Below are 22873 nucleotides of genomic sequence, written 5' to 3' on the forward strand. Positions count from 1 at the left end.
TTCTCATCGTAGAGGACGATATGCGGATTATCGATATCAACAAGCGATTTGTCAGCAAGATTGAAGGTTTTGAAGTAATTGCTACAGCAACGAATGGGGCGGATGCAAAAGAATTGCTGTCTTGTACGCGCCCACAGCTCGTTTTGTTGGACGTATACCTGCCTGACATGCTGGGAACGGAGCTGGTCTGGTTTATTCGCCAACACTACCGCGAAGTAGACGTGATCATGATCACCGCAGCCAAGGAAATGGAAATGGTACAGGAAGCGCTACGCGGGGGAGTATTCGATTACATCGTCAAGCCGCTGGTTTTCGAGCGTTTTCGTGAACGGTTGGAAAGCTATCGGGAGCATGTTATTCGGACGAGAGAAGCTGTCGAGGTGGACCAGGAGGTCATTGACCAAATGCTGGCCAGAAGGCTGGTCGCCCCGAAAAATCGAGATGTGCTCGTACCTAAAGGAATTGACCACTTAACTTTGGAAAAAGTGATCGAAGCGATCAGACAGACGGGAGATAAAGGGGTCTCGGCGGAGGAAATTGGCCGCGAGATTGGAACCAGTCGAACAACGGCAAGACGATATTTAGAATACTTGGTCCTGGAAAAAAAGGCACGTGCTGACTTGATTTATGGCACAGTGGGCAGACCAGAAAGAAAATATCGCTATCTTCCATAATGTTCCATGAACAATATGAACAAAAAGTGATTAATTATCAAAATAGACCTTATGCACGAAAACTATTCCCCTCGCTTCCACAGTGGTACATTATTTTCAAGCGTGACAGCGCTTACAAATAAGCGGGTTAAGGGGGATATTTACTTGATGAAAAGAAAAAAAGTGCTAATCACAGTGTCCACTTTTCTTACACTAGCATTGGCTGCTTGTGGTGGAGGTACTGGAAATACGGGAACAGCAAGTAAAGGAACACAACCAGCGCAAGCGGCGCAGCCTGCCGCAGAGGCATCCAAATACCCAGAAAAGCCGATCGTGTATGTAGCTCCATCCGGTGCAGGTGGGGGCTGGGATAAGACAGCTCGCTCGGTAGCAAAGGTGTTGGCAGAAAGCAAGCTGGTTACGGAAACCATCACGGTAGAAAACAAACCGGGTGGTGGGGGAACCGTGTTCTTGGCTGAGTATGTAAGCAAAGACAAAGCCAATCCTTATAAATTATTCGTGAGCTCTCCTCCTATCTTGATTAACAATAACAAAAAAGAGGGGAACAGCCCATTTGGGTACAAAGATGTCACACCATTGGCGCAAATGACGAAAGATTTCGGCACCCTCGTTGTGAAAGCGGATTCACCCCATAAGGACATCAAGAGCGTGCTGGATGCGATCAAGGCTGATCCAAGCAAAATTACACTGGCAGGGGGCTCTGCTCCAGGATCGATGGATCATCTGATCGGTGTAATGCCAGCAGCCAAATATGGAATTGATCCGAAAAGCGTAAAATACGTCTCTTATGATGGCGGCGGAGAAGCAATGGCCGCTTTGTTGGGAGGCAATGCGGATATCATTGCAACGGATGCTTCCAGCGTGGGTGAATATCTGAAAGCAGGTAAAATCCGCGTACTGGGCGTTACTTCTGATGAACGTCTCGGGGGCGCCTTGAAAGATATCCCGACGTTAAAAGAGCAAGGCATTGATGCGACATTCACGATTTGGCGCGGTGTCTTCGGTCCGGCTGATATGCCAGCAGACGCAAAAGCTTACTGGGATGTAAAGCTGAAAGAACTTTCCGCGCATGAGACATGGACAAAGGAATTGGCTGCAAACGGTTGGGAAAGCGAGTACAAGGACGCTGCTGCTTTCTCCGCATTCCTGGACGAACAAGATAAGCAGGTCAAAGAACTGTTGACATCACTTGGTATGTCGAAGTAGGGAGAGGAGGGCATCCCCTCCTTTTTCCACACCTAAGGAGGTATACATGAACCTGATGTTTGATCGTATCGGCAGCCTGTTTTTTGCGCTAGTAGGTGCACTCTTCATCGCTGAAAGTCAAAATATTTCGTCTAGTGCTTACGGAAGTCAAGTCGGGCCGAATATGTTTCCATTTGGGCTTGGCATCATCCTGATCTTGTTGAGCTTGCGACTGTTGTGGGAAACCTACAAGAAAGGCGTGGCTGCTTCCTCAGCCGCGTCACAGAGTCCACATCGATACAAGCGATTTTTATTCATTTTGGCAGCGACGGTCTTATATGTTTTGTTGTTGGAGAAACTCGGTTATGTTATCTCGAGCTTCGCTTTCCTTCTGTACGCCTTCACCATGATGGGAAGTAAAAGCGTACTTAAATCGGGAATCGTTTCCTTACTGTTTTCAGTAGGAGTGTATGTCATCTATGTGCATTTGCTAAAAGGTACGCTTCCAGGACTACCTGCCTGGCTAGGCGTCTAGGGAGGGGATAGATTAGCATGAGTGCATTGCAATTTTTGGCGGATGGTTTTCTCGTTGCCTTACAGTGGCATAATCTTGTCTTTGCCTTTATTGGCGTCCTGATCGGTACTGCGGTAGGGGTCCTTCCCGGCATTGGTCCAATGAGCGGAGTCGCGTTATTGATGCCTGTTACGGCTTCCTTGACCTCTGGCTTACCTCCTGAAAGTGCGGCGGCTAGCGCACTGATTTTGTTGGCAGGCGTTTACTATGGCGCTATGTACGGTGGTTCCACAACATCCATTTTGTTAAATACGCCGGGTGAATCCTCCTCTGTCGTTACGACATTGGACGGCTATCAGATGGCCAAACAGGGACGTGCTGGCGCGGCGTTGTCGATTGCAGCGATCGGTTCTTTTGTCGCGGGGCTCGTGGCGTTGATTGCTCTTGTGTTTTTGGCTGAGCCATTATCCGATCTCGCTTTGAAATTCGGCCCTGCTGAATATTTCTCCCTCATGCTTCTCGGCTTGTGTGCGGTTAGCGGACTAGGGGGGAAGTCGATGACCAAAGCCCTCATTATGACAGTCATGGGACTCTTGCTTGCGACAATTGGGATGGATACCGTTTCGGGTGTGGCGCGGTTTACCTACGATATTCCCGATTTGTACCAAGGCTTGGAGTTCCTCACGATAGCAGTTGGTTTGTTTGCCCTTGGAGAAGTGTTCAAGACGATCATCGAGGACGATGAATCCACAAAGGAAATTATTAAAGTGGGGCGGGTACTTCCTTCTAAGCAAGACTTAAAAGAAAGTGCCGGACCGATTACACGCGGCTCCTTGCTCGGTTTTTTCATTGGGGTTTTGCCAGGCGCTGGTGCGACTCTCGCATCCTTCTTCTCGTATATTTTTGAGAAAAAGCTGAGCAAAGATCCTAGCCGCTTTGGAAAAGGAGCGATTGCAGGTGTAGCAGCACCAGAGTCTGCAAACAATGCTGCTTCTGGCGGTGCGATGATTCCACTACTGACGTTGGGGATTCCAGGGTCCGGTACCACTGCGATTTTGATGGGTGCATTATTGATGTATAACGTACAACCGGGACCACTATTGTTCACTGATCACCCGCAGATTGCCTGGGGCTTGATTGCGAGTATGTTTATCGGAAATGTCATGCTGCTGATTTTGAACATGCCGTTGGTGAAAGTGTTTGCCAAAATCATCGAAACACCGTCCCATTTCCTGATTCCGCTCATTATCGCGATATCTGTTTTCGGTGTGTACGCTGTGCAAATCAGTACGTTTGACTTGATTTTGCTTGTGATTTGTGGGGTAGCTGGCTATTACCTGACGAAAAACGATTTTCCACTGGCACCGCTCGTCCTCGGCCTTGTTTTGGGACCGATGATTGAAAACAACATGAGAAGAGCGTTGACCACCTCGAATGGCGACTTCTCGATCTTCTTCACAAAGCCGCTTTCCGCTGCTTTTCTGGTTTGTGCGCTTCTGTGGTTGCTGATCCCTATCTTCTTAAAGCGCAGAGGGAAGCAAGTCATTATCAGTGAAGAAGCGTAACACCCTATTATTTGTCTTGACAGTGTCCTCGCGAGCCCGTATCATTGGAAAAATTTCGGGAAACTGTTCTGCTTAATGGATGAAGCAGAACAGTAGAGGAGAGACAGACATGTTAATCATTGAACCTGTAATCTTGGAAGGCAAGCTGGTCCGATTGGAGCCGCTCAGAATGGCCCATGTGGACGGAATCTGGGAAGCAGGCGCATACGAAGAGATTTGGCCGCATATGTCCGTTACCATTCGAACGAGAGAAGATGCTCAGGCTTTTATCCTGCAGGCTTTGAAAAATGAACAAGCCCAAACAGAATTGCCATTCGTCATCATTCGCCTAGCAGATGAGCAGATCATTGGGAGCACGAGATTTTTAGGGATAGCGAAAAAGGATCGCGGATTGGAAATCGGTTTTACATGGCTGACCCCATCCGCCTGGAAAACAGGCGTCAATACAGAATGTAAATGGCTTCTTCTGCGCCACTGCTTCGAACAACTGGGTTGTATACGTGTACAGCTCAAGACAGATTCGCGCAATTTGAATTCGCAACGTGCCATTGCCCGAATCGGTGGCATTCGAGAAGGTGTCCTGCGCAATCATATGGTGATGTCAGATGGATACATTCGCGACTCGGTATACTTCAGCATACTCGACCGTGAATGGCCAGAAGCCAAGCAAAAGCTGCAATTGTTGCTGTTTGGTGAATAAAGGCTTGGATTGATTGAAGGGCGTTCAGAGCAGTTGTACAATAGGGGTGAACCAAGAGGGTTTACTCTGACAAGACCCGGAAAAGAGGGTATACATGAGACTGCGTTTGTCGACACCGGGCTATTTATTGTTGCTCGGGGATCTGATCGCCTTTGTGCTTTTTGTTTATTACGGAAAAATCATTCATAACTACCCTGTCACGGTCATGGGGATTATCGAAACATTAGCCCCTTTCCTGGTGGGATGGATCATCGCGATTCTGCTTTTCAAGAGCTACGGACAGCGAACGTATGAATCTGCGGGCCGACAATTATTATCGTCACTGATTACTTGGACAGTAGCTGCACCAATGGGCTTACTGATCCGCTCCTGGTGGACAGGTGTACCGATTACGCTTATTTTTGCAGGTGTGACTTATTTCATTACGTTGGCGTTTTTGCTCGGGTGGCGTGTACCGTTCGCCTTTGGCTACGCGATCTATAAACGCAATAGACGACTGGCAACCAGCTAATAAAGTTACCCGAATTGGTTACGCTATCCTATGAACGACTTAGGAGGTGAATCAATTGGGAAAGAACAACAACAGTAAGGACCTCGGAAAAAACCGTGGCAAAACGCTGGATGAAAAAGATCGCAACACAAATTTGCGACAATCGAACCATAATGATCGAAATGAAGGAACTGCAAAAGACCGCTGAGCAATCAGCGGTTTTCTTCATTGATACAGGTCATGATGTGATATAATAGATTTTGTTTTTTTCTAGCGAGTGGAGGGAAACGTATGACGGAACCGATGCAGAATGTACAGCCGGTGACCTTGTCGTCACAGGCGTTTTTACTTTTGTGCAGACTATATGATGGCTGCTATGACGAATTGAAGCAAAATGAGCAGGTTCGCGAACTTGTGGAGTCCATCGGTGATATTTTGTTGGCGGGCGTGGAGACGTTGGAGAAACAGGAAACCAAGCCGAAAAACATTACCTTTCCACTTACCGTGCAACAAGCATTTTTCTTGCGACGGCTCGTGATTGAACTTTTGGCTCAATCGCCGACGGACAAAGAAGACCGAACGACACAATGGCTGCAGGAATGTGTGACAGCACTCACTGGAGGCGGTGTCCAACCTGATGTCAAGCATTCGTGAGCTGCATGTGATTACGAGTGGTCGGCATTCGCTTGATGAGGTATTGCGAATGGCAGAAGCTGCTTATGCGGGTGGTATGAACTTTTTACACATACGTGAAAAACAGCGTACCGCAAAGGAATGCATGGACTGGGTAAAGGCAGTGGCGAATGTCATCCCCCTTTCGTCCTTGATCGTGAATGATCGGGTGGACGTGGCTGCTGCGTCGGGCTGTGCCGGTACTCACCTGGCATACCATAGTCTGTCTCCTGTGGAAGCGAGAATGGTACTGAAAACTGGTCAAAAAATAGGGCGTTCCGTCCATTCCGTGGAGGAAGCACAGCAAGCCATTGCGGCAAAAGTCGATTATTTGCTCTACGGGCATATTTTTGCGAGTGGTTCGAAGCCGGGTCTTGTGCCAAGAGGAACTATTGAACTTGCGCAAATGACCGCCAGATGGCATGTGCCGATCATCGGACTCGGCGGTATCACACCGGATCGGACTGTGCAAGTTTTGGAAGCAGGGTGTGCGGGCATTGCTGTCTTATCGGGGATCACCGATAAGACTGATGCCAAGTCAGCAGCCAGCGCTTATCGAGAGGCATTGGATCGTTGGGAGGGGAAATAAAGCATGCGAGATATACAAAGACTTCGGGAAAAGATGGGTGTTTACTTTGTCATTGGAACGCAGGATTGCAGCTATTCCAGCGAAAAGACCGTGCAAATCGTGAAAGCAGCATTGCGCGGAGGAGTGGGCACGCTTCAGCTACGTGATAAAGGAAGCAAGCTGACTGCTGAGGAACAATATGAGCTGGGCAGACAGCTGCAACAGCTATGTCGTGAACATGATACCTTATTTTTTGTGAATGACGATGTGGATCTGGCGATTCGCTTGCAGGCAGATGGCGTCCATGTCGGGCAAGATGACATGGCGTTGTCGGAAGTACGAGCCAAAGTTGGCTCCGAGATGTACATCGGTGTTTCGGCAGGTACGGTCGAAGAGGCGCTCGCTGCCCAAAGTGGCGGCGTTGATTGTATTGGCGTAGGAGCGATGTTCGCTACCCGTTCTAAGGCAGATGCTGGCGAGCCTATCGGACCAGTGGGGCTAGAGGAGATCCGTCAGGCAGTCGGTAATGACTTGCCTATCGTCGGAATTGGTGGCATTACCCTGGAAAATGCTTCTGAAGTACTTGCTGCCGGTGCCGATGGAGTCGCGATTATCAGTGCGATCAGTCATGCCGAATCACCCGAAGAAGCAGCGCAAACGTTACAGCGGATTGTACGATCTCGTTAGCACGGACAAAGCGACGATTACATATGGTAGGGTAATAGAAACAAACCAGGATGATGCGATATTGGCGATCAAAAGGAGGTGAAGCCGATGAAAAATCGGATTTACCGTATCGGATATGAATGGGTGAGCAAACGGGAATTGCTCGAGCGATTGTTCATGACCGACTGCATTCTTATCGAACACAAGCGAATGCATCCCCCACCGGAGGATCAAGATACGGAATTGCCACCAGAAAAGGAAGTTCATGCTGTTTTGGTTCGCAGCCAACGCCGCCCGGGCGAATGGGTGACGTTTAACGGGCTATACGAAGTACAGTCGAGAGAGCCCATCCCTTGGATAGATTCACCACTGGAGTACCATCAATTCGGAGTAGAATTGATTCCTGGTAATATTCGCAGGGAAAAGGCACCTCAAGGCAGGATACCCGCACGAACCAAGCTGCAGATCGCAGCTGTGCGACAAGATACAGTATTTGTCACTGTTCCCGGGCATCCATCACGGCGTTACGAAATGTCATTGGCTCACGCGCGTTTTGCCAAGGATAACCCGACAGAATTGGAAATGAAGCTGCAAGTATACGCTTTTCCTCCACGCAATGATATTTTTGTGGATTGGTTATTGAAAGAAGGGCGTAAAACAGGAATCATTACGCGCCCCAATCAGGAAAGGGTAGAAAAATCAGCTTTTCAGGTGTGGGAGGATTTACGCCAAGAATACGGCATTAGCGTCAGTGGGGCATTGATTGCGATTAAACAGGCACTCATTGTTCTGGATCGTGCTGGTGTCGAGACTGACTTCCCATACCCGACCCAAGAGCGATCGGATATATCTTTGTTCAGCGAATCGGAGCGGGATGCCTTTTATTCCTACCAATCCGTTCGATGTGCGATGGCCGCTGTCGCTGCCCTGTTGACGGTAGACCCGAAAGATCCGTTGCAGGATACACTCTTAATGGATATCATGCTCGAGCAACAAATCAACCGCAGGCGCGAATAGCGTTTGCGGTTTTTAGGTTTTTCACCAAAGTAGTAGTATAATGGGAGTTGGTAGATGAACCCAATGAAAAGGATGTGTGACCATCATGTATGTATCCATGAACAGACTGACTGTACCAGCAGACTATCAATCCCATTTGGAACGCGCATTTGGTAATGGGGGAGAACGGATGAAGGAGGTTCCGGGTTTTTTGGAGTTCCTTTTCCTGGCACCAACGGAAGGTGACGAATACATCGTTTTTACGAAATGGACAGATGAGGAATCGTTTAAAAATTGGACAGAAAGCGATGCTTTCAAGCGCGCGCATACAGGAACCAACCCCGATAGCCCGGTAAAATCGGATTTGCGCAATTACGCTGTCAAATCCCATTCATAAAGCGAAAGCATTTGTCTCTGCGGGGGCAAATGCTTTTTGGATGATTGAATAATAAACATACTTTACCATTTTATACTCGATCGTGATATGATAGAAAATGTTGGGAAAGCGTTTTCAGTCAAACATGATCAGGAGGTGAAGATGTCCGAAAAAGGCAATAGATAACGCGCGATGATAGGATGCTAGCCGAGATTGTTTGTCTGTAAGGATAAGAAGAGAACCTGATTGGATGGTGTCATTCTCTGCACCAGGATATCATCATGCCGCTTTACATCTTGTCTCATTTACGTCCATAATAGAGCCTATACATACTTGGAAAAATAGCCTCAATGAAGCACGGAGAAAAGGAGCCAGAGTGTTTTGAAAAATCGAATAAGTAAGTATCTTACTCATTTGGTCCCTGCGGCGGTGGCCAAGACGTTTTCCTTTCTTTCAGATCATCATTACTCTGCTTTGCTTCTAGAAGACCGCGAAAATACAGAGGCTTTGTTTGTTCAGCAAATCACAAAATGGATTGAAGTAGTAAACGTAATCGACACGTATGCATTCGAGCGAGAATTGAGCGAAATTGCGTATAAATTTTCGTTAGTCGGAATGAATCTTACGTATTTGCAGCAATTTTTGCGCAAGTGTCGAGACGTTATTATTGAAGAAATGAATAACAACACATTTTCTCTTGCCACAACGGAAATGGAGCGAGTAGAGCTTTTGCAAGGACAGATTCGTCTCTATCAATCGATGGACTACATTTTGGATCAAATGGACGATGTCTTCAACAAAAATTCGCATCAATTTCCGGTTGAAAAAACACCAGCTTCTCCACCAAGTTCGGCCAAAGGAGAAGATGTGACAATGCTCGCTGAGCAGGAGCTTGTTCAATTGGTTCTGCAATCCAGTGATATCGCCGTCTTGATGATCGACCGCCAGTTAAGAGTCATTGAAGCGAATTACGCTGTCTGTCATTTATTTGGCGTAGATCGGAATCAACTCATTGGTAAAAACATTGATCATGCCCTTCGTCCTCATATTAGCGAGCGTTTTGTGCAGTGGGTAATTGAACGCGGGCAGTCCGGCCATTATGTTGCGGAATACAGAGGCAAATGGACGACAGTGAGTACGAGCCCCATTTATTACGGTGGAGAGATGTGGGGAGCGATCGCCGTTCTTCGGAATGTTACGGAAAGCAAAAAGTACGAAGAAGAATTGAGCAAGCGAGAAGCGCTGGCAGCAGTTGGGCAGTTGGCTGCTGGGATGGCGCATGAGATTCGGAATCCACTGACAGCCATCAAGGGCTTCATTCAGTTGTTGCGGGAGCAAGGGGAAGCAAATCGTAGTGAATCTTATTTTTCTGTCATCTTAACGGAAATTGAACGCATTGATGGGCTATTGAACGATGTCCTTGTTTTGGCCCGGTACAGGGATGATAAAATCGTATCGGAACGTTTCTTAGTGATGGACGAGTTACATGGAGTCATTCGTTTACTGGAGCCAGAAGCGAATCGAAGAGGAATCAAGCTAGAGCTGGACATTGCACAAGGCGAGTGGCATGTGTTTGGTCATCGTTCGCGAATCAAGCAAGCCATTTTGAACATCTTGAAAAATGCGCTTGAAGCATTGTTGACCCAAGGCAACCTCGTTCAAGTGAAAGTGTACTCATCTCTCAATCAAGTAATCATTGTTGTGGAAGACAACGGACCTGGTCTATCAGATTCTTGCCTGCAAAATTTATTCGTTCCTTTTTATACGACTAAACAAGAGGGAACGGGGTTAGGCTTGTCTACGACACAACGCATCATCGCGGATCACGGTGGCGAACTCTATGCGGAAAACTCTCCGAAACTGAAAGGAGCCCGTTTTGAGATTCGTTTACCTCTTTCAATTTCCTAAAAAAATAAAAAAGGATTGTGACTGTAGGCGGATCGAATATCCGTCTTTTTTTACGTTCGAATGAGCGGATGGTCCTATTCGCGAAAAAGTTGCAAGTCTTTCGAATCAATCTTTTTGTAAGCTGTTGTCAAGGCCTGTCGATCAGTGGAATAATTTACAAAACGGTTACAATTTGAACGGAGTTGAACAACGGTGATTCGGATGCTGAAAAAAAACGAAACGAGGTGGAGCTACTGGGAGGTTTGGTATGAGGAAACGGAGCACCTTTACACCGTTCATTACGGAAAGGTAGGGGAAATTGGCGACTATTTTGCTGTAGTAGCGGAGCAGATCGAGGGAAGGCCAGACGAAGTTTTGCAGAGCTGGGCAGAAGAGATGAAAGAACAAGGATATCAGGTCATGAAAGAGAACGATTTCCACCCGATGATCGTTCGCTTTCCCCAATTGTGTGAGTCAGAGATTGAGATACGCTATTTGATCGAACAGCTGTTGGACGAATGCTTGGGAAAGACAGGGAATGGCCACAGCGACGGTGGGGAAGACAGCGAGAGGACGTTGGCAGTGATTTGTCGAGTGATCGATACGAAGAAAGCGGCTGCTGCCGTATTTGAAGCGATGTCCAGCGCACAGCTGGTACAAGGGTTTTCCATCAGCATAAAGCAGGAGGATGGAAACTTGATCCCACTTAGTCCTCCTGCCTGAAGATGTCTGATTTATTTCACGATTTTGTGCCGCAGTGCTTTTGCCACTGCCTGGGTACGATCCTCGACACCCATCTTTTGCAAAATCCGATGCACATGTGTTTTTACAGTGCCTTCTGATATAAACAAGTTTTGCGCAATCTGATCATTTCGATAGCCATCTGCGATCTGTTGAAGGACATCCAACTCTCGATCCGTCAGTTCATCTAGCAAGACTGATTGAGAAGAGGTAGTCGAATCAGGTGTCTCACGTTGACCTTGGAGTGCTTCGGCAAGTGCTTTTGCAGCTGTCACGGTGTGGAAGAGGGCTTCTCCCTGGTGGGCTCTGCGAATGAGATCAAGCATTTCCTGAGAGTCGGCATCCTTTAGCATATAGCCGACGGCTCCAGCACGTATCCCTTCCACCACATAATTGTGATTGTCAAAGGTGGTAAGAATCAATACCTTCGTGCGAGGATGCAGCAGCATGATTTCTCTTGTGGCCTCAATACCAGACTTGTTGGGCATCTGAACATCCATCAAAACGACATCAGGTGCGAGGGCGCCAATTAGTTCAACTGCTTCAACGCCATCGGAAGCTTCTCCAATTACTTCCATATCGGATTGCATTTGAATGACATAACCCAAACCTTGGCGAATCATGGTTTGGTCATCTACTAGGACCACGCGAATGGCTCCTTCTTTTTGTTTACCGGTCATGTTCGCATGCTCCTTTCAGGTTCAGTCTGGCCAATCGGAAAGCTGAAATCGAGTTGGAATCCGTGTGGCTCTCGAATGCGATAGGCGAGAGTTCCGTTCAATAACTGAATTCGTTCAGATATGCCAGTTAGGCCAAAGCCAGGTTTGATTTTTTGGTCGCTCGTGATGCTTCCATCGTCTCGAATGGACAACAAAAGGATGTCCTTCTTTTGTTCAATGATGACGAGAATTTCTTTTGCGTCAGAATGACGTAGGGAATTGGTGATCGCTTCTTGCAAAATACGATAAAACGTTATCGTCATTTCTTGAGAGAGCGGAATGTCCAGATCGGAGCATATCAGCTCCATTTTTATTCCTGTATGCTTTTGAGCCTGCGACAAGAGAGCTCGCAGAGGCGTAAGTCCCAAGGAGGTTTTATCTAGGGCCAATGTATGGACAGACGTGCGGATATCCTCCAGACTTTGCTTGGCAACACCGAGCATATTGCGCACGGCTTCTTGTGCGTTGTCAGGTCCATCCTGCAACATATACTTCAAGGCATGTAGCTGGACAATGAGTGAAGTCAAACTATGGCCCAATGCATCGTGAATATCACGGGCAATTCGCGTTCGTTCCTCTAAAACCGCTACTTGAAGGGAATGAAGTGCTGCTTCTTGAAGTTGTAAGTGCGCCTCTTGCAACTCTGTATGTGCTTTTTGCAGCTGCTCCAGGTGCTGTTGGTTGGTTTCGTATGCTTCTGTTTGAATCCGATAGCCACGTGCGCCGATATAGCATCCCACATACGTAAGAATATAAGAGATGATGTGCGTGAATTTCAGGTTTTCTTCAAAATATAAAAAAAGCGTACTGCACGTACCAAAAAAAGTAGCATAAGCCAACGCACGGCGTCCATGAATGTGAAAACCGATAAAAACAGCGAGTGGGAGCATCAAGCCGAAGCCCTCTCCACCCAAGATGAGCGACTTTAGTAACGAGACAATTCCAAGCACGACTGTCACAAACTCGAATTGGAAAGGCTTCCATTTTTTCTTGGAAGTCCAAAATACCACAAGGTAACAAATAAATAGTACAATGGTAAGAGAAAATTGCAACGGAGTTTCCCGTTTAAAGGAATCAGGAAGCAAAGCTAATACAATTAAGATGGAAAACCACATGATCAGTAAACGTTTTTGTATGGCTTTCATCATTATCTTCAACAATGAGAAGTCCTTCTTTCTCTGCCGAATAATCACTTAACTTCATTCTAGCATGCGTTGTCGTCTATCTCCAGATAGATAAATCCCTGTCAGAAATCTACCCCTGGGTAGACTTCACTACATATACATTTCAGTAGAATTATTTTTGGGAAATAAACGATTAGTTATGGGTGTGAAGTGGTTAAGTAAGGATGGCAAGGGAGGTTCTCATGAAAGAACTGATTCAGTTGGCAAAACTCCTGCAAGAAGCCAGTATTTTGTTTACCACGATTTCTGAGCAAGAGCTGGATACAAGCGATGTAACCTGGCAACAGGTCTTGATTCTGGAGCAGCTTGGAAACGGGCCAAAGACAATGGGGGACATAAGTAAGACTGTCGGTCTTTCATACAGCACAACTTCCGGTCTCATTAACCGGTTGGAGCAGGAAAACCTGGTACGCAGGTTCCGAGACCAATCAGATCGACGAGTTGTGTGGGTGTCACTGACAGAGCGTGTATACCAACAGCGAGATGTGAAATGGGGAAATTCACAAACCGTTTAAAAATGGTTTCATCCCTTGATATTTCGTTAAACGAAATGCTACTACGAGGTTCCCTTGTTCATTTCGTTATGCGAACTATTACTCACAAAAAATTAGCAGATATATAAAGAAGAGGTGAGTGGATTGAATCTTTCTGAACTATCGATTAAACGCCCGGTCACCATGATTATGTTGACTCTGGCCATGATGATTTTTGGTTTCGTTTCACTGCCTCGCTTGTCGATTGATCTCATGCCGGATCTTAACTTCCCGGTTGCTGTCGTGGTTACATCCGTTGACGGCGGATCTCCGAGTGAGGTAGAAAAACTGGTAACGAAACCGATTGAGGACGCACTTGCAACGGTATCCGATTTAGATAGTATACAATCGGTATCGATGGAAGGCGCTTCGCAGGTTATTCTCATGTTTAACTGGGGGACAGACCTTGATCAGGCGACTCTCGACATGCGGGAGAAGGTAGATCAGGTTCGTGGCTCTTTGCCTGACTCAGCCAGAGCGCCACGCGTATTGCGCATTGACCCGAACAGTACACCGATCATTGAATTTGCGGTGACGGGTGAGCAAGATATCAACAAATTGAAAAAGATGGCAGAGAATATGATCCAATCACGCCTAGAGCGTATTGATGGGGTTGCATCTGCTTCCATCAGCGGCGGACAAAGCCGGATCATCGATGTTACAGTCGACCCAGCCAAACTAGCGGCGTATGGACTGTCACTTGACCAAGTTCAACAAGCTCTACAGACCAGCAACTTGTCAGGTTCCGGTGGAGCGGTACGCGAGGGTGACGCCAAGCTCAACATCCGTGTACAAGGTGAGTTTGCCGATGTCGAACAAATCGCGCTGACACCAATCTCTGTCGGAGGAAACTCCATTAGGCTCAGCGATATTGCCGAAGTAAAAGACACGCATCAAGATATAACGCAAATGAGTTACGTAAATGGAACACCTAGCTTGGGTATTAAAGTGACAAAAGCTTCTGGCGGAAACACCATTGAGGTAGCAGATGATGTAAAAGCTGAGCTGGAGAAAATCAAAAGCGAGCTGCCAGAAGGCGTAGAAATCATTACGACCCTGGATACATCCATCTACATTAAGGATTCCGTTTACACCACTGCTGAACATGCCCTGTTGGGTGGCGGTATCGGTATGATCTTGCTGTTCTTCTTCTTGGGCAGCTTGCGATCAATGGTAATTGCGGTCATCGTTCTTCCAGTATCGATCGTTGCTACGTTTTTGCTGATGTACATGACTGGACAGACGATCAACCTGATTTCCCTCTCCGGTTTGACATTGGGATTGGGATCATTGATTGACTTTGCGGTTGTTATGCTCGAGAATGTTTTCCGTCACCGAGAACAGGGAAAAGGCATGATGGAAGCCGCCTTGGATGGTTCCAAGGAAGTAGGTACGGCAGTTATGGCTTCGGCTTTGGCGCAAATCTGCGTATTCTTGCCGATTGCTCTCACAGAAGGTATTGCTTCTGAGTTGTTTGGACCACTTGCATTGACGGTTGTTTACTCGCATATTGCGGCGCTTGTATTCTCGATTTTGCTCGTGCCGATGCTGAGTTCGAGAATTTTGAACAAAATTCCGTCGCATACGCATCATGAGAACTATCGTGGAATCAATCCAGTTACTTGGTTCAACATTGGATTTAGCAAAGTAGAAAAAGGTTACCAAGGATTGTTAAAATGGTCTTTGGGCCATCGTAAAACAGTCATGATTTCTTCGGTCGTTATGATGGTGGGCTCTCTCGCATTGACTCCATTGATCGGGGCAGAGTTTATCCCGGCCATGGACCAAGGGCAAGTAAACATCTCCATCAAAATGCCAAATGGTACCGTTCTGGCTGAAACAGAAAAGGTAACCAGACAAGTAGAAGAAATTGTCAACACGGTTCCGGAGAAGAAAATTGTAGCGACTTCGGTTGGTAGTAATGCATCACCGATAGCGAGCACGTTGTCATCCAATCAGGGAACGATCAGCCTGATGCTGGTAGATCTTGATCAGCGCACACGTTCCTCCAATGAAGTTGTGATGGATCTCCAGGAAAAGCTGAAGCATATTGCTGGACCTGAAATTAAGGTAAGCGCACCAGCTGGTATGTCTACTGGTTCCCCAATCCAACTGAAGGTTAGTGGGGATGATTTAGACGTATTGAAAGATATTAGTGATATCATTAAAGGTGAAATTGAGAAGGTACCAGGTACGAGTAACGTAACAACCAGCTTGGAAGAATCAAGACAAGAGCTGGAAGTGAAGATCAATGCGGAGAAAGCGAGCTTGTACGGATTGACGACCGGACAAATTCTCTCCAGTGTTCGCACTTCCTTCCAAGGTCAAACGGTAACGTACTATCGAACGGGTGATGATGAGATTGACGTCAACCTCAAGCTGCCGAAAGAGTATCAGGAAGATATCAACTTCTTGAACAATATGCGAATTTCCGCTCCAGGAGGAGCACAGATCGCACTTACCTCGGTTGCGACTATCAGTAAGATAGATGTGCCTGTATCGATTAACCGTGCCAACTCAAGCCGTGAAGTTCAAGTAACGAGTGATTTGGCAGGACGTGACCTGAGCTCTGTCACACGGGAAGTGCAAGAGAAAATCTCGAAGCTGAATCTCCCAGATGGTTACAAAGTCGATTTTGGCGGGCAAAGTGAAGAAATGATGGAATCATTCAGTAGCCTTGCTCTCGCGATTGTACTGTCAGTTGTATTGCTTTACATGGTAATGGCAGCGCAGTTTGAATCGTTCTACACCCCGTTTATCATCATGTTCTCCGTGCCACCGACCGTTACAGGCGTTCTGCTTGGACTATTGGCGACAGGCACAACGATCAGCGTTGGGGTTTTGATTGGGTACATTCTGTTGATCGGTCTGGTCGTGAACAACGCGATTGTATTGATCGACTACGTAAACCAATTGCGCGCAAAAGGTATGGAGCTGTATGATGCGATCCTGCATGCCGGACCGATTCGTCTTCGTCCGATTTTGATGACGACACTCACCACCATTCTGGCGATTGGACCGCTCGCATTCTCTGGCGGTGCCGGTTCTGAGACGAATGCTCCAATGGCCGTAACGGTTATTTTCGGTCTCGGATTCTCTACACTGATTACGCTGGTTCTGGTTCCTGTCGTTGCTTCTTGGTTTGATGATTTAGGGAAAAAGAGACGCTTGAAGCGCCAGTTGAAACTCGAAAAGAAACTAGAAAAGAAACAAAAGAAAATTAATCCCGCTTTGGAATCGTAAGACGTTTGTGGGAAGAGGAGGGACATACATGAAACTAAGTAAAAAACCCGTCATTTTGGCATTGCTAGCCATCTCGCTAGTGGCAGGGTGCTCCAGCCCGCAAGCGGAAACGCCGCCTACGGAAACAGTGGCAGCGGCAACCCCTGTACAGGTGGAAACTGTTGCAACGGGCACAGTGGTATCAGATTCTGGTCTCACGGCAAAGCTGGCGCCGAGTGAGGAAGTGCAAGTTTCCCCGAAAATGGGTGGGAAAATTTCTTCCCTGCCAGTGAAACTGGGCCAATACGTGACAAAAGGTCAAGTATTGTTCAAGCTCGATGAGAAAGATCTGGTGAACGGTGTTAAACAAGCAGAAGCAGCCTACAACGTATCAAAAGCGAGCTTAAACCAAGCAGGCAGCAGCTCTGATCAAGGTTTGGTCCAAGCAAAAAATAGCCTGAAGCAGGCAGAAACTGCCCTTCAGGATGCAAAAGTAAACCAGCAGCGGATGCAACAGCTCTTTTCACAAGGAGCGATTTCCGCTCAGCAGATGGAACAGGCAAATTCCCAATTGACAACGGCACAGACCTCTTATGATAACGCGCAGCAGGGTGTGCAATCTGCAGGACAAAAAACAAGTGTGCAAGTTTCCGAAGCCTCTGTACAGCAAGCACAAGTAAGCCTACAAAATGCTCGTGAGCAATTAGCGAATGCGACTGTGACGTCTCCGATTAACGGATATATTTCCAGCGTAAACGGCGCAGTTGGTCAAATGGCAGGTCAGCAGCCGGTTGTGGTTGTTGTGAACACGAACCCACTTCTAGTAAAAGCGAATTTGTCAGAAGCAGATATCACAAAAGTAAAAGTAGGAACTACCGTAAAAGTAAACGTACAATCGACTGGAAAAACGATTGATGCCAAAGTAACGGCGATGAGTCCAGTAATGGATACAAATCTCAAGGCATATCCAGTTGAGATTACGATTCCAAACCCATCCAATGAGCTGAAGTCCGATATGGTTGTGAATGTAACCTTCCCATCGGTTGGGGAAAGTGGAGCAACATCGATCGTTGTAACGCGCGGTGCAGTATTTGATCGCGATGGTAAGCAGTATGTATTCAAGCTGGAAGGTGACACTGCAAAACAAGTCGAGGTCACTACAGGTAAATCCTCCAGTGATCAGATCGAAATTTTGACAGGCTTGTCTGCCGGCGATAAGATCGTGGTAAAAGGGCAAACACTGCTTCAAGATGGCGGCAAAGTCACTATTCAGTAAGAAAAGAATAGCAGGGAAGGGGCGGAGTACATCCGCCTCTTTTTTTGTGTACAATGGAAGTATTCGTCTCATTCCAAAAGGGAGGTGTCTTCATCTGTACTTCCAAAAACCACAGTCTGGTGATTATCCTGCGCAGTTTGAAACCTATATCAAAATCGCACGTGAAGGTGATCTGAATGAGCTGCTTTGCGCTCAGGAGGAAGAAATACTTGCACGCTTTCGATCCTGACAGGTACATGTCACATTTGTCACAAATCTGATCTGTTTTCTAAAGTGGACCAGATTTATCCATCCAATTGTTAATTTTTGTGCCGAGTTTTAAGACATAATGAATATTATGTAAAGTAAATTGTCACGGATTTAAGACAAAGTGTCATTGCTACTTTTGAAGGGGGAAAAGATTCGATACAATGAGAAGATAGTGGATAAAATACCCACCGGAGGTTACATATGACTGGCGATATTACTGTGTTTTTGGCTTTTGCAGCAGGTTTCCTTTCGTTTATTTCCCCTTGCTGCCTGCCGCTTTATCCGTCCTTTTTGTCTTACATAACTGGGGTTACGGTAGATGAAGTGAAGAAAGGGAGAGCGGTTTTTCGCAAGCAAGCCTTCTTGCATACCTTTTTCTTCATTGTCGGGTTTTCGATCATTTTCGTTGCACTCGGGCTGTCTACATCTTGGATCGGAAGCTTGTTTACCGATCAACAGGACTTAATTCGTCAACTGGGCGGTATTTTGCTTGCTGTCATTGGTTTGGTTATGCTTGGCGTGTTTAAAATGGATTGGATGATGCGTTCTTTTAAAGTCGATTTAAAATCGAGACCATTGGGGTATACTGGGTCCATACTGGTGGGAATGACGTATGCAGCTGGATGGACACCTTGTGTGGGACCGATTCTTTCTGGCATTATCGTCATGGGCGTTTCCAATCCATCAAGCGCTCTGGCTTACACATTGGCGTATACACTCGGTTTCGCCATTCCATTTTTTGTCATGACGTTCTTCATCAGTAAGGTGAACGCGATTGTGAAGTATTCCGACCTGTTTATGAAAATCGGAGGAGCCATTATGATTTTGTTTGGTATTCTTCTGTATACAGATAAACTGACGGATATTACACGCGTGCTCATTCAAATGTACGGAGGCTTTACGGGATTCTAACTCAGTAGGGCAGAGGTGACAAAATGAAAAAGCTGTTGCTCGCGGTGCTCGTATTATTGGGGGTCGGACTTGCTGTTTGGGAAAAGCCTCAAGAAACGGCCGCAATCGTAGCAGAGGTTCAAAAACCGGAAGTTGGCTTTGCGGCTCCTCATTTTACACTGACAGGATTGGATCAGCAGACGTACAAGGTAGAAGGAAAAAGGACGAAACCATTAGTCTTGAACTTTTGGGCTTCCTGGTGTGGACCATGCAAGCTGGAGGCGCCTGATTTACAAAAAGTCTATGAAAAATACGGCGGACAGGTTGATCTGTATGGCGTGAACGTCACGAGTAATGACAGTCCTGAAGCAGCCATGGCCTTTGTCACCAATTACAAGCTGACATTTCCGATACCGATGGACGTTGCTGGAACCGTGTCGAACCGTTACAAGGTGATGGCGTTCCCAACTACGTACTTGATTGACGCAGATGGGATTGTACGAAAGAAGATAATCGGCATGGTTGATGCCTCTACACTGGAGCTGGAACTGCGCCAGTTGTTAAGTCCAAAGCCATAGGGAAGGCTCATAAGTCGCTTGGAGAGATTTCTCCGGCGGCTTTTTCTATTTGTTGACACGAATGACAAGGCCCATTTTGCAGGTGACTATCTTGATTTTGTATGCTTGCCTAAAGAGCGGGGGTGTTCTCCTTCATAGACTGGAGTGATCCAGGGCAAAGGGAGGAAAGCGGATGGCCAAGGGCAAAAAGATAAAGAAGAAGAATTCGCGACAGCACCCCAATCAAGTACAGCTGAAAATCGTAACGTCCCATACATGTCAAGTATGCAAGCAGCAATGTGCACGAGGGTTGGCATATCTGGAACAGATGTCCCAGCCCGGCGCGATCGGCTTTGGTGTACCATGCATCTTGACTAAACAAAAGCCATAGTTCGTCCTTTTCGAAGTGCAGTTTACGGTTCACGGGAGATAGTCCCTTCACTTTCATTCAAAAGGGACTATCTTTTTTGGCGTGAAAAGCGAGGAAAAGCCGATTTGCATGTAGAAGTGAGACCTAAACAAAAGAAATCGGAGGAGGAATTGCCTACGGATCGGGTGAGAGAAGCTGTAAAAAACCATTATCAATTAGACGTTGAGTGTATCGAACGCATTGCATATGGCTTGTGGGAAGAAAGCTTTTCCGTTTGGACAAGCAGTCAACGTTATTATGTAAAACGTTTTTATGCAAAATGGCGCTTACAAACTCGCTACGAGGAGATGCTTACTGGTCTAACACTCAGCCAAGAACTGAGAGGGAAAGGCTTTCCGGCGCAGCTATCACCCATGGGAATTGCCACTTCGTGAAGCAAAGGCTATGGGGGAGCTACTAACCCATTTTCATCAGTAATTTGAGCCTTTTCCCCCAGTTGAGGACGTTCCCATGCTCTCGCCTTCCAAAGCGATTCCGCCTTTGGCACAAGCTGGAACAAGAACTGCTGGATATGCTTTTCCAGGATCCTTCGCAGGTCACTGTGGTTGGCAGGGATAACTGATGAGCCTCAAGATACCAAGCTGGCAGGTTTAACTGCCGTGTATTATACTGAAGGGACTGATGAAAGCAAGCGGAAGGAGTGGAAATACATGCGACCGTTACAAATATCACCTGATACGGCTGTTAAGCTGGCCGAAGCACTTCAGGTACCTTTAGAGCGTCTCATGCACATGCCGCAACATATTTTGTTACAAAAAATGATGGAGTTGGCAAAGCAAGAGAAAGAAGCAAATGAGGGAGAGTCTGAAAAGCAAGACTAGATTCATTACATACGAGGAGGAGAAAAGATGGGGGCAAACGTAGCACATAAATTCCGTACGGGGCTCAAGCCACAAGCGTTTGTGGAAAGCATGACAAAAAATCAGGATACATACCAAAACTGGTCGGATGCATTTTCATGGGAGGATGAACAAGACCGTGCGTTTTTTGCCTCTCTCCAGCATCGTGATGACCTCAGATGCTTGATTTTGGCTGCGGAATGGTGTGGCGACGTCGTTCGCAACTTGCCAGTCGTATTGCATGCCTTGAAAGAAACAGACATGCCAGTGGAAATTATGGTGATGGAAGAACACCTCGATCTCATGGATGAGTTTCTCACGATGGGCGGTCGGGCGATCCCTGTTGTTATTTTCGCGGACACGGGTGGACATGTTCTGGCAAAATGGGGACCTCGACCGAAGCATGTCCAAGCTGTCATGACGGCGTTTAAACAGCAAAACCCGGACCGAAATGCACCAGATTATGAAGACAAGATCAAAGTGGCACGTGCCGAAATGCTCGAGCAGTATGGAGAAGGCACTGGCTACCAGCAAGTGATTGTCAAAGAACTGAGAGAGCTGATTTCCTCGATCTAATCTATCACATCAATAACAGGGCGGAGTCACGGCTCCGTCCATTTTCATGCAGAAGGGCTGAATAACATGTATTACTACGGGAATGAAACCATTATGTCCTTGGAGCAGGTGCTTCGGTTAAAAGCTTCGGAAGTTCGAATTCTGGAGTGGGTACGTACCTACGAGTTTTTAGAAAATAGTTATGGGATAGATGAATCCGTTCCCTACTTCTTGGAGATAAAATGCGAAGAAGAGCAAGTGAAGATTCGTAAAAACCGCATACTAGACTTCCCGGAATACTCCTGTGAGGGAGAAGCAACATTTCAAGAAGTGGACGAAGCACTGCGCGTCTTTCACGAGTGGGCACAGGAAATCTTGGAGAAAAAAGAGAGTCAAGCCAAATAAATATATTGACGTCAAACAAAGTTCATGGTAAATTAATAAATGTCGCTTCTGGTTGAAGAGAGTAGGCACAGAAGATAGACAGCACATACTGTGGGGAGATAGTGAAGTGGCTAAACACGGCAGACTGTAAATCTGCTCCCTCCGGGTTCGGCGGTTCGAATCCGTCTCTCCCCACCATTGATTTTCTATCGATGATGTGCTATTTTATTCATAGTTTCACATGCCGGTGTGGCGGAATGGCAGACGCGCGCGACTCAAAATCGTGAGGGAAACCGTGGGGGTTCAAGTCCCTTCACCGGCACCATATCTAAAACGAATGCACACTAACCATGATGTTTACAGACACATGGAAGGTGTGTTTTTTAGTTTACGGAAAAATAATAAACAATTCAAACAGCGGCGATTCTAAGACTTGATTTTCAGGTCTTAGGTCGCCGCTGTTTCATTTTTGGGGAGCGAAAATAGCTAGTTTAAAAGTTCAATTCTGCAATAGTCTCGCCAAACAGGACCATGCCATTTTTTTGAAATCCGAGTGAAGCGTAAAGGTTTTCGGCAGCGACATTGGCTGGGGCATAACCAATGACAATTTTTTGACAATCGTCTTTTGCCTTCAGTATATCAATGACTTGCGAAATCGCAGCACGTCCGTAGCCTTGCCGTTGATACTTAGCATCAACTAAGAGTCTGTAAATCCAGTAGTTGCTATCGTCGGGGTCAAGTCCATACATGACAAAGCCAACCATCGTGTCATCATGGTAGATGGCCAAAGGGACAAATGTAGTTTGAAACTTTGCTTCAGCGATGGAGTAAAGGTTCGGGGCAACAAACTCACTTTGTTCGGGAGTAGGTTCCAGTTCAATACACTCTTCCCAGTTTTCCAAGGTTACTTCACGAAGTGTCACAGACATCTAATCACATTCATCCTTCCAGGGGCTTGATTTTACCAATATATTACATTTTATCCTACGTGAAAAGACAG

The 22873-nt window shown here is 46.6% G+C and carries 27 protein-coding genes and 2 tRNA genes; 26 read left to right on the plus strand and 3 right to left on the minus strand.

The window, feature by feature from the left end; translation table 11 throughout:
- Positions 1–20: 20 nt before the first annotated feature.
- The 14 genes from HP399_RS14455 (at position 21) to HP399_RS14515 (ending at position 11016) form a co-directional block, all read left to right on the plus strand.
- A complete protein-coding gene (locus tag HP399_RS14455) occupies positions 21–674 on the plus strand; it encodes a response regulator (RefSeq protein ID WP_370642738.1) in 654 nt (217 codons plus the stop codon).
- 147 nt (positions 675–821) lie between these two features.
- On the plus strand, positions 822–1880 hold the full coding sequence (locus HP399_RS14460) for a tripartite tricarboxylate transporter substrate binding protein (RefSeq protein ID WP_173619604.1): 1059 nt from the start codon (positions 822–824) through the stop codon (positions 1878–1880).
- 46 nt (positions 1881–1926) lie between these two features.
- The gene (locus tag HP399_RS14465; RefSeq protein ID WP_173619522.1) at positions 1927–2394 is read left to right on the plus strand and encodes a tripartite tricarboxylate transporter TctB family protein; all 468 of its coding nucleotides are present in this window, start codon (positions 1927–1929) and stop codon (positions 2392–2394) included.
- 17 nt (positions 2395–2411) lie between these two features.
- Positions 2412–3938, plus strand: coding sequence for a tripartite tricarboxylate transporter permease (locus HP399_RS14470; protein WP_173619521.1), 1527 nt, complete (start codon positions 2412–2414; stop codon positions 3936–3938).
- Positions 3939–4047: 109 nt separating this feature from the next.
- Positions 4048–4638, plus strand: coding sequence for a GNAT family N-acetyltransferase (locus HP399_RS14475; RefSeq protein WP_173619520.1), 591 nt, complete (start codon positions 4048–4050; stop codon positions 4636–4638).
- A gap of 94 nt (positions 4639–4732) precedes the next feature.
- Positions 4733–5149 carry a DUF3054 domain-containing protein gene (locus tag HP399_RS14480; RefSeq protein WP_173619519.1) on the plus strand — a complete coding sequence of 139 codons (417 nt, stop codon included), beginning with the start codon at positions 4733–4735 and terminating at the stop codon, positions 5147–5149.
- A 55-nt stretch (positions 5150–5204) separates the two neighbouring features.
- On the plus strand, positions 5205–5336 hold the full coding sequence (locus HP399_RS31010) for a hypothetical protein (RefSeq protein ID WP_255344520.1): 132 nt from the start codon (positions 5205–5207) through the stop codon (positions 5334–5336).
- An 83-nt stretch (positions 5337–5419) separates the two neighbouring features.
- On the plus strand, positions 5420–5782 hold the full coding sequence (locus HP399_RS14485; protein WP_173619518.1) for a hypothetical protein: 363 nt from the start codon (positions 5420–5422) through the stop codon (positions 5780–5782).
- A complete protein-coding gene (locus HP399_RS14490; protein WP_173619517.1) occupies positions 5766–6389 on the plus strand; it encodes a thiamine phosphate synthase in 624 nt (207 codons plus the stop codon). Before HP399_RS14485 ends, HP399_RS14490 begins: the two co-directional genes overlap by 17 nt.
- A gap of 3 nt (positions 6390–6392) precedes the next feature.
- A complete protein-coding gene (gene thiE, locus HP399_RS14495) occupies positions 6393–7055 on the plus strand; it encodes a thiamine phosphate synthase (protein WP_173619516.1) in 663 nt (220 codons plus the stop codon).
- An 87-nt stretch (positions 7056–7142) separates the two neighbouring features.
- Positions 7143–8051: a hypothetical protein gene (locus tag HP399_RS14500; RefSeq protein WP_173619515.1), complete on the plus strand. Its 909-nt coding sequence runs from the start codon at positions 7143–7145 to the stop codon at positions 8049–8051.
- 85 nt (positions 8052–8136) lie between these two features.
- On the plus strand, positions 8137–8427 hold the full coding sequence (locus HP399_RS14505) for an antibiotic biosynthesis monooxygenase family protein (RefSeq protein ID WP_173619514.1): 291 nt from the start codon (positions 8137–8139) through the stop codon (positions 8425–8427).
- 360 nt (positions 8428–8787) lie between these two features.
- Positions 8788–10314, plus strand: a complete 1527-nt coding sequence (locus HP399_RS14510) for a two-component system sensor histidine kinase NtrB (protein WP_173619513.1) — start codon at positions 8788–8790, stop codon at positions 10312–10314.
- Positions 10315–10506: 192 nt separating this feature from the next.
- On the plus strand, positions 10507–11016 hold the full coding sequence (locus tag HP399_RS14515) for a hypothetical protein (RefSeq protein WP_173619512.1): 510 nt from the start codon (positions 10507–10509) through the stop codon (positions 11014–11016).
- 11 nt (positions 11017–11027) lie between these two features.
- Here HP399_RS14515 and HP399_RS14520 read toward each other — a convergent pair whose 3' ends face one another.
- Together HP399_RS14520 and HP399_RS14525 are read right to left on the minus strand one after the other, a co-directional pair.
- Positions 11028–11714, minus strand: coding sequence for a response regulator (locus tag HP399_RS14520; RefSeq protein WP_173619511.1), 687 nt, complete (start codon positions 11712–11714; stop codon positions 11028–11030).
- Complete coding sequence (locus HP399_RS14525; protein WP_173619510.1) at positions 11711–12946, minus strand: sensor histidine kinase; 1236 nt, start codon at positions 12944–12946, stop codon at positions 11711–11713. Before HP399_RS14525 ends, HP399_RS14520 begins: the two co-directional genes overlap by 4 nt.
- 155 nt (positions 12947–13101) lie before the next feature.
- On the opposite strand from HP399_RS14525, the gene HP399_RS14530 reads away from it, so the two are divergent.
- The 12 genes from HP399_RS14530 (at position 13102) to HP399_RS14585 (ending at position 22198) form a co-directional block, all read left to right on the plus strand.
- Positions 13102–13452: a MarR family winged helix-turn-helix transcriptional regulator gene (locus HP399_RS14530; protein WP_228088524.1), complete on the plus strand. Its 351-nt coding sequence runs from the start codon at positions 13102–13104 to the stop codon at positions 13450–13452.
- 123 nt (positions 13453–13575) lie between these two features.
- A complete protein-coding gene (locus HP399_RS14535; protein ID WP_173619508.1) occupies positions 13576–16713 on the plus strand; it encodes an efflux RND transporter permease subunit in 3138 nt (1045 codons plus the stop codon).
- A gap of 28 nt (positions 16714–16741) precedes the next feature.
- On the plus strand, positions 16742–17968 hold the full coding sequence (locus HP399_RS14540) for an efflux RND transporter periplasmic adaptor subunit (protein ID WP_173619507.1): 1227 nt from the start codon (positions 16742–16744) through the stop codon (positions 17966–17968).
- A 450-nt stretch (positions 17969–18418) separates the two neighbouring features.
- Positions 18419–19129: a cytochrome c biogenesis CcdA family protein gene (locus tag HP399_RS14545; RefSeq protein WP_173619506.1), complete on the plus strand. Its 711-nt coding sequence runs from the start codon at positions 18419–18421 to the stop codon at positions 19127–19129.
- 23 nt (positions 19130–19152) lie between these two features.
- Complete coding sequence (locus tag HP399_RS14550) at positions 19153–19686, plus strand: TlpA family protein disulfide reductase (protein WP_173619505.1); 534 nt, start codon at positions 19153–19155, stop codon at positions 19684–19686.
- A 172-nt stretch (positions 19687–19858) separates the two neighbouring features.
- Entirely contained in the window at positions 19859–20056 is a 198-nt protein-coding gene (locus HP399_RS14555) for a hypothetical protein (RefSeq protein ID WP_173619504.1), read from the plus strand.
- Between the two features lie 104 nt (positions 20057–20160).
- Positions 20161–20469 carry a hypothetical protein gene (locus HP399_RS14560; protein ID WP_173619503.1) on the plus strand — a complete coding sequence of 103 codons (309 nt, stop codon included), beginning with the start codon at positions 20161–20163 and terminating at the stop codon, positions 20467–20469.
- 276 nt (positions 20470–20745) lie between these two features.
- Positions 20746–20916 carry a YycC family protein gene (locus HP399_RS14565; RefSeq protein ID WP_173619502.1) on the plus strand — a complete coding sequence of 57 codons (171 nt, stop codon included), beginning with the start codon at positions 20746–20748 and terminating at the stop codon, positions 20914–20916.
- Positions 20917–20943: 27 nt separating this feature from the next.
- Positions 20944–21510: a thioredoxin family protein gene (locus tag HP399_RS14570; protein ID WP_173619501.1), complete on the plus strand. Its 567-nt coding sequence runs from the start codon at positions 20944–20946 to the stop codon at positions 21508–21510.
- Between the two features lie 66 nt (positions 21511–21576).
- Positions 21577–21894: a hypothetical protein gene (locus tag HP399_RS14575; RefSeq protein ID WP_173619500.1), complete on the plus strand. Its 318-nt coding sequence runs from the start codon at positions 21577–21579 to the stop codon at positions 21892–21894.
- 92 nt (positions 21895–21986) lie between these two features.
- Positions 21987–22071 (plus strand) — tRNA-Tyr (locus HP399_RS14580).
- Positions 22072–22116: 45 nt separating this feature from the next.
- Positions 22117–22198: transfer RNA gene (locus HP399_RS14585), tRNA-Leu, on the plus strand.
- Between the two features lie 166 nt (positions 22199–22364).
- On the opposite strand, the gene edeQ is transcribed toward HP399_RS14585, so the two are convergent.
- Positions 22365–22802, minus strand: a complete 438-nt coding sequence (gene edeQ, locus HP399_RS14590) for an edeine self-resistance N-acetyltransferase EdeQ (RefSeq protein ID WP_173619499.1) — start codon at positions 22800–22802, stop codon at positions 22365–22367.
- Between the last annotated feature and the right edge of the window lie 71 nt (positions 22803–22873).

The sequence above is a fragment of the Brevibacillus sp. DP1.3A genome (assembly GCF_013284245.2).
Taxonomy (GTDB): domain Bacteria; phylum Bacillota; class Bacilli; order Brevibacillales; family Brevibacillaceae; genus Brevibacillus.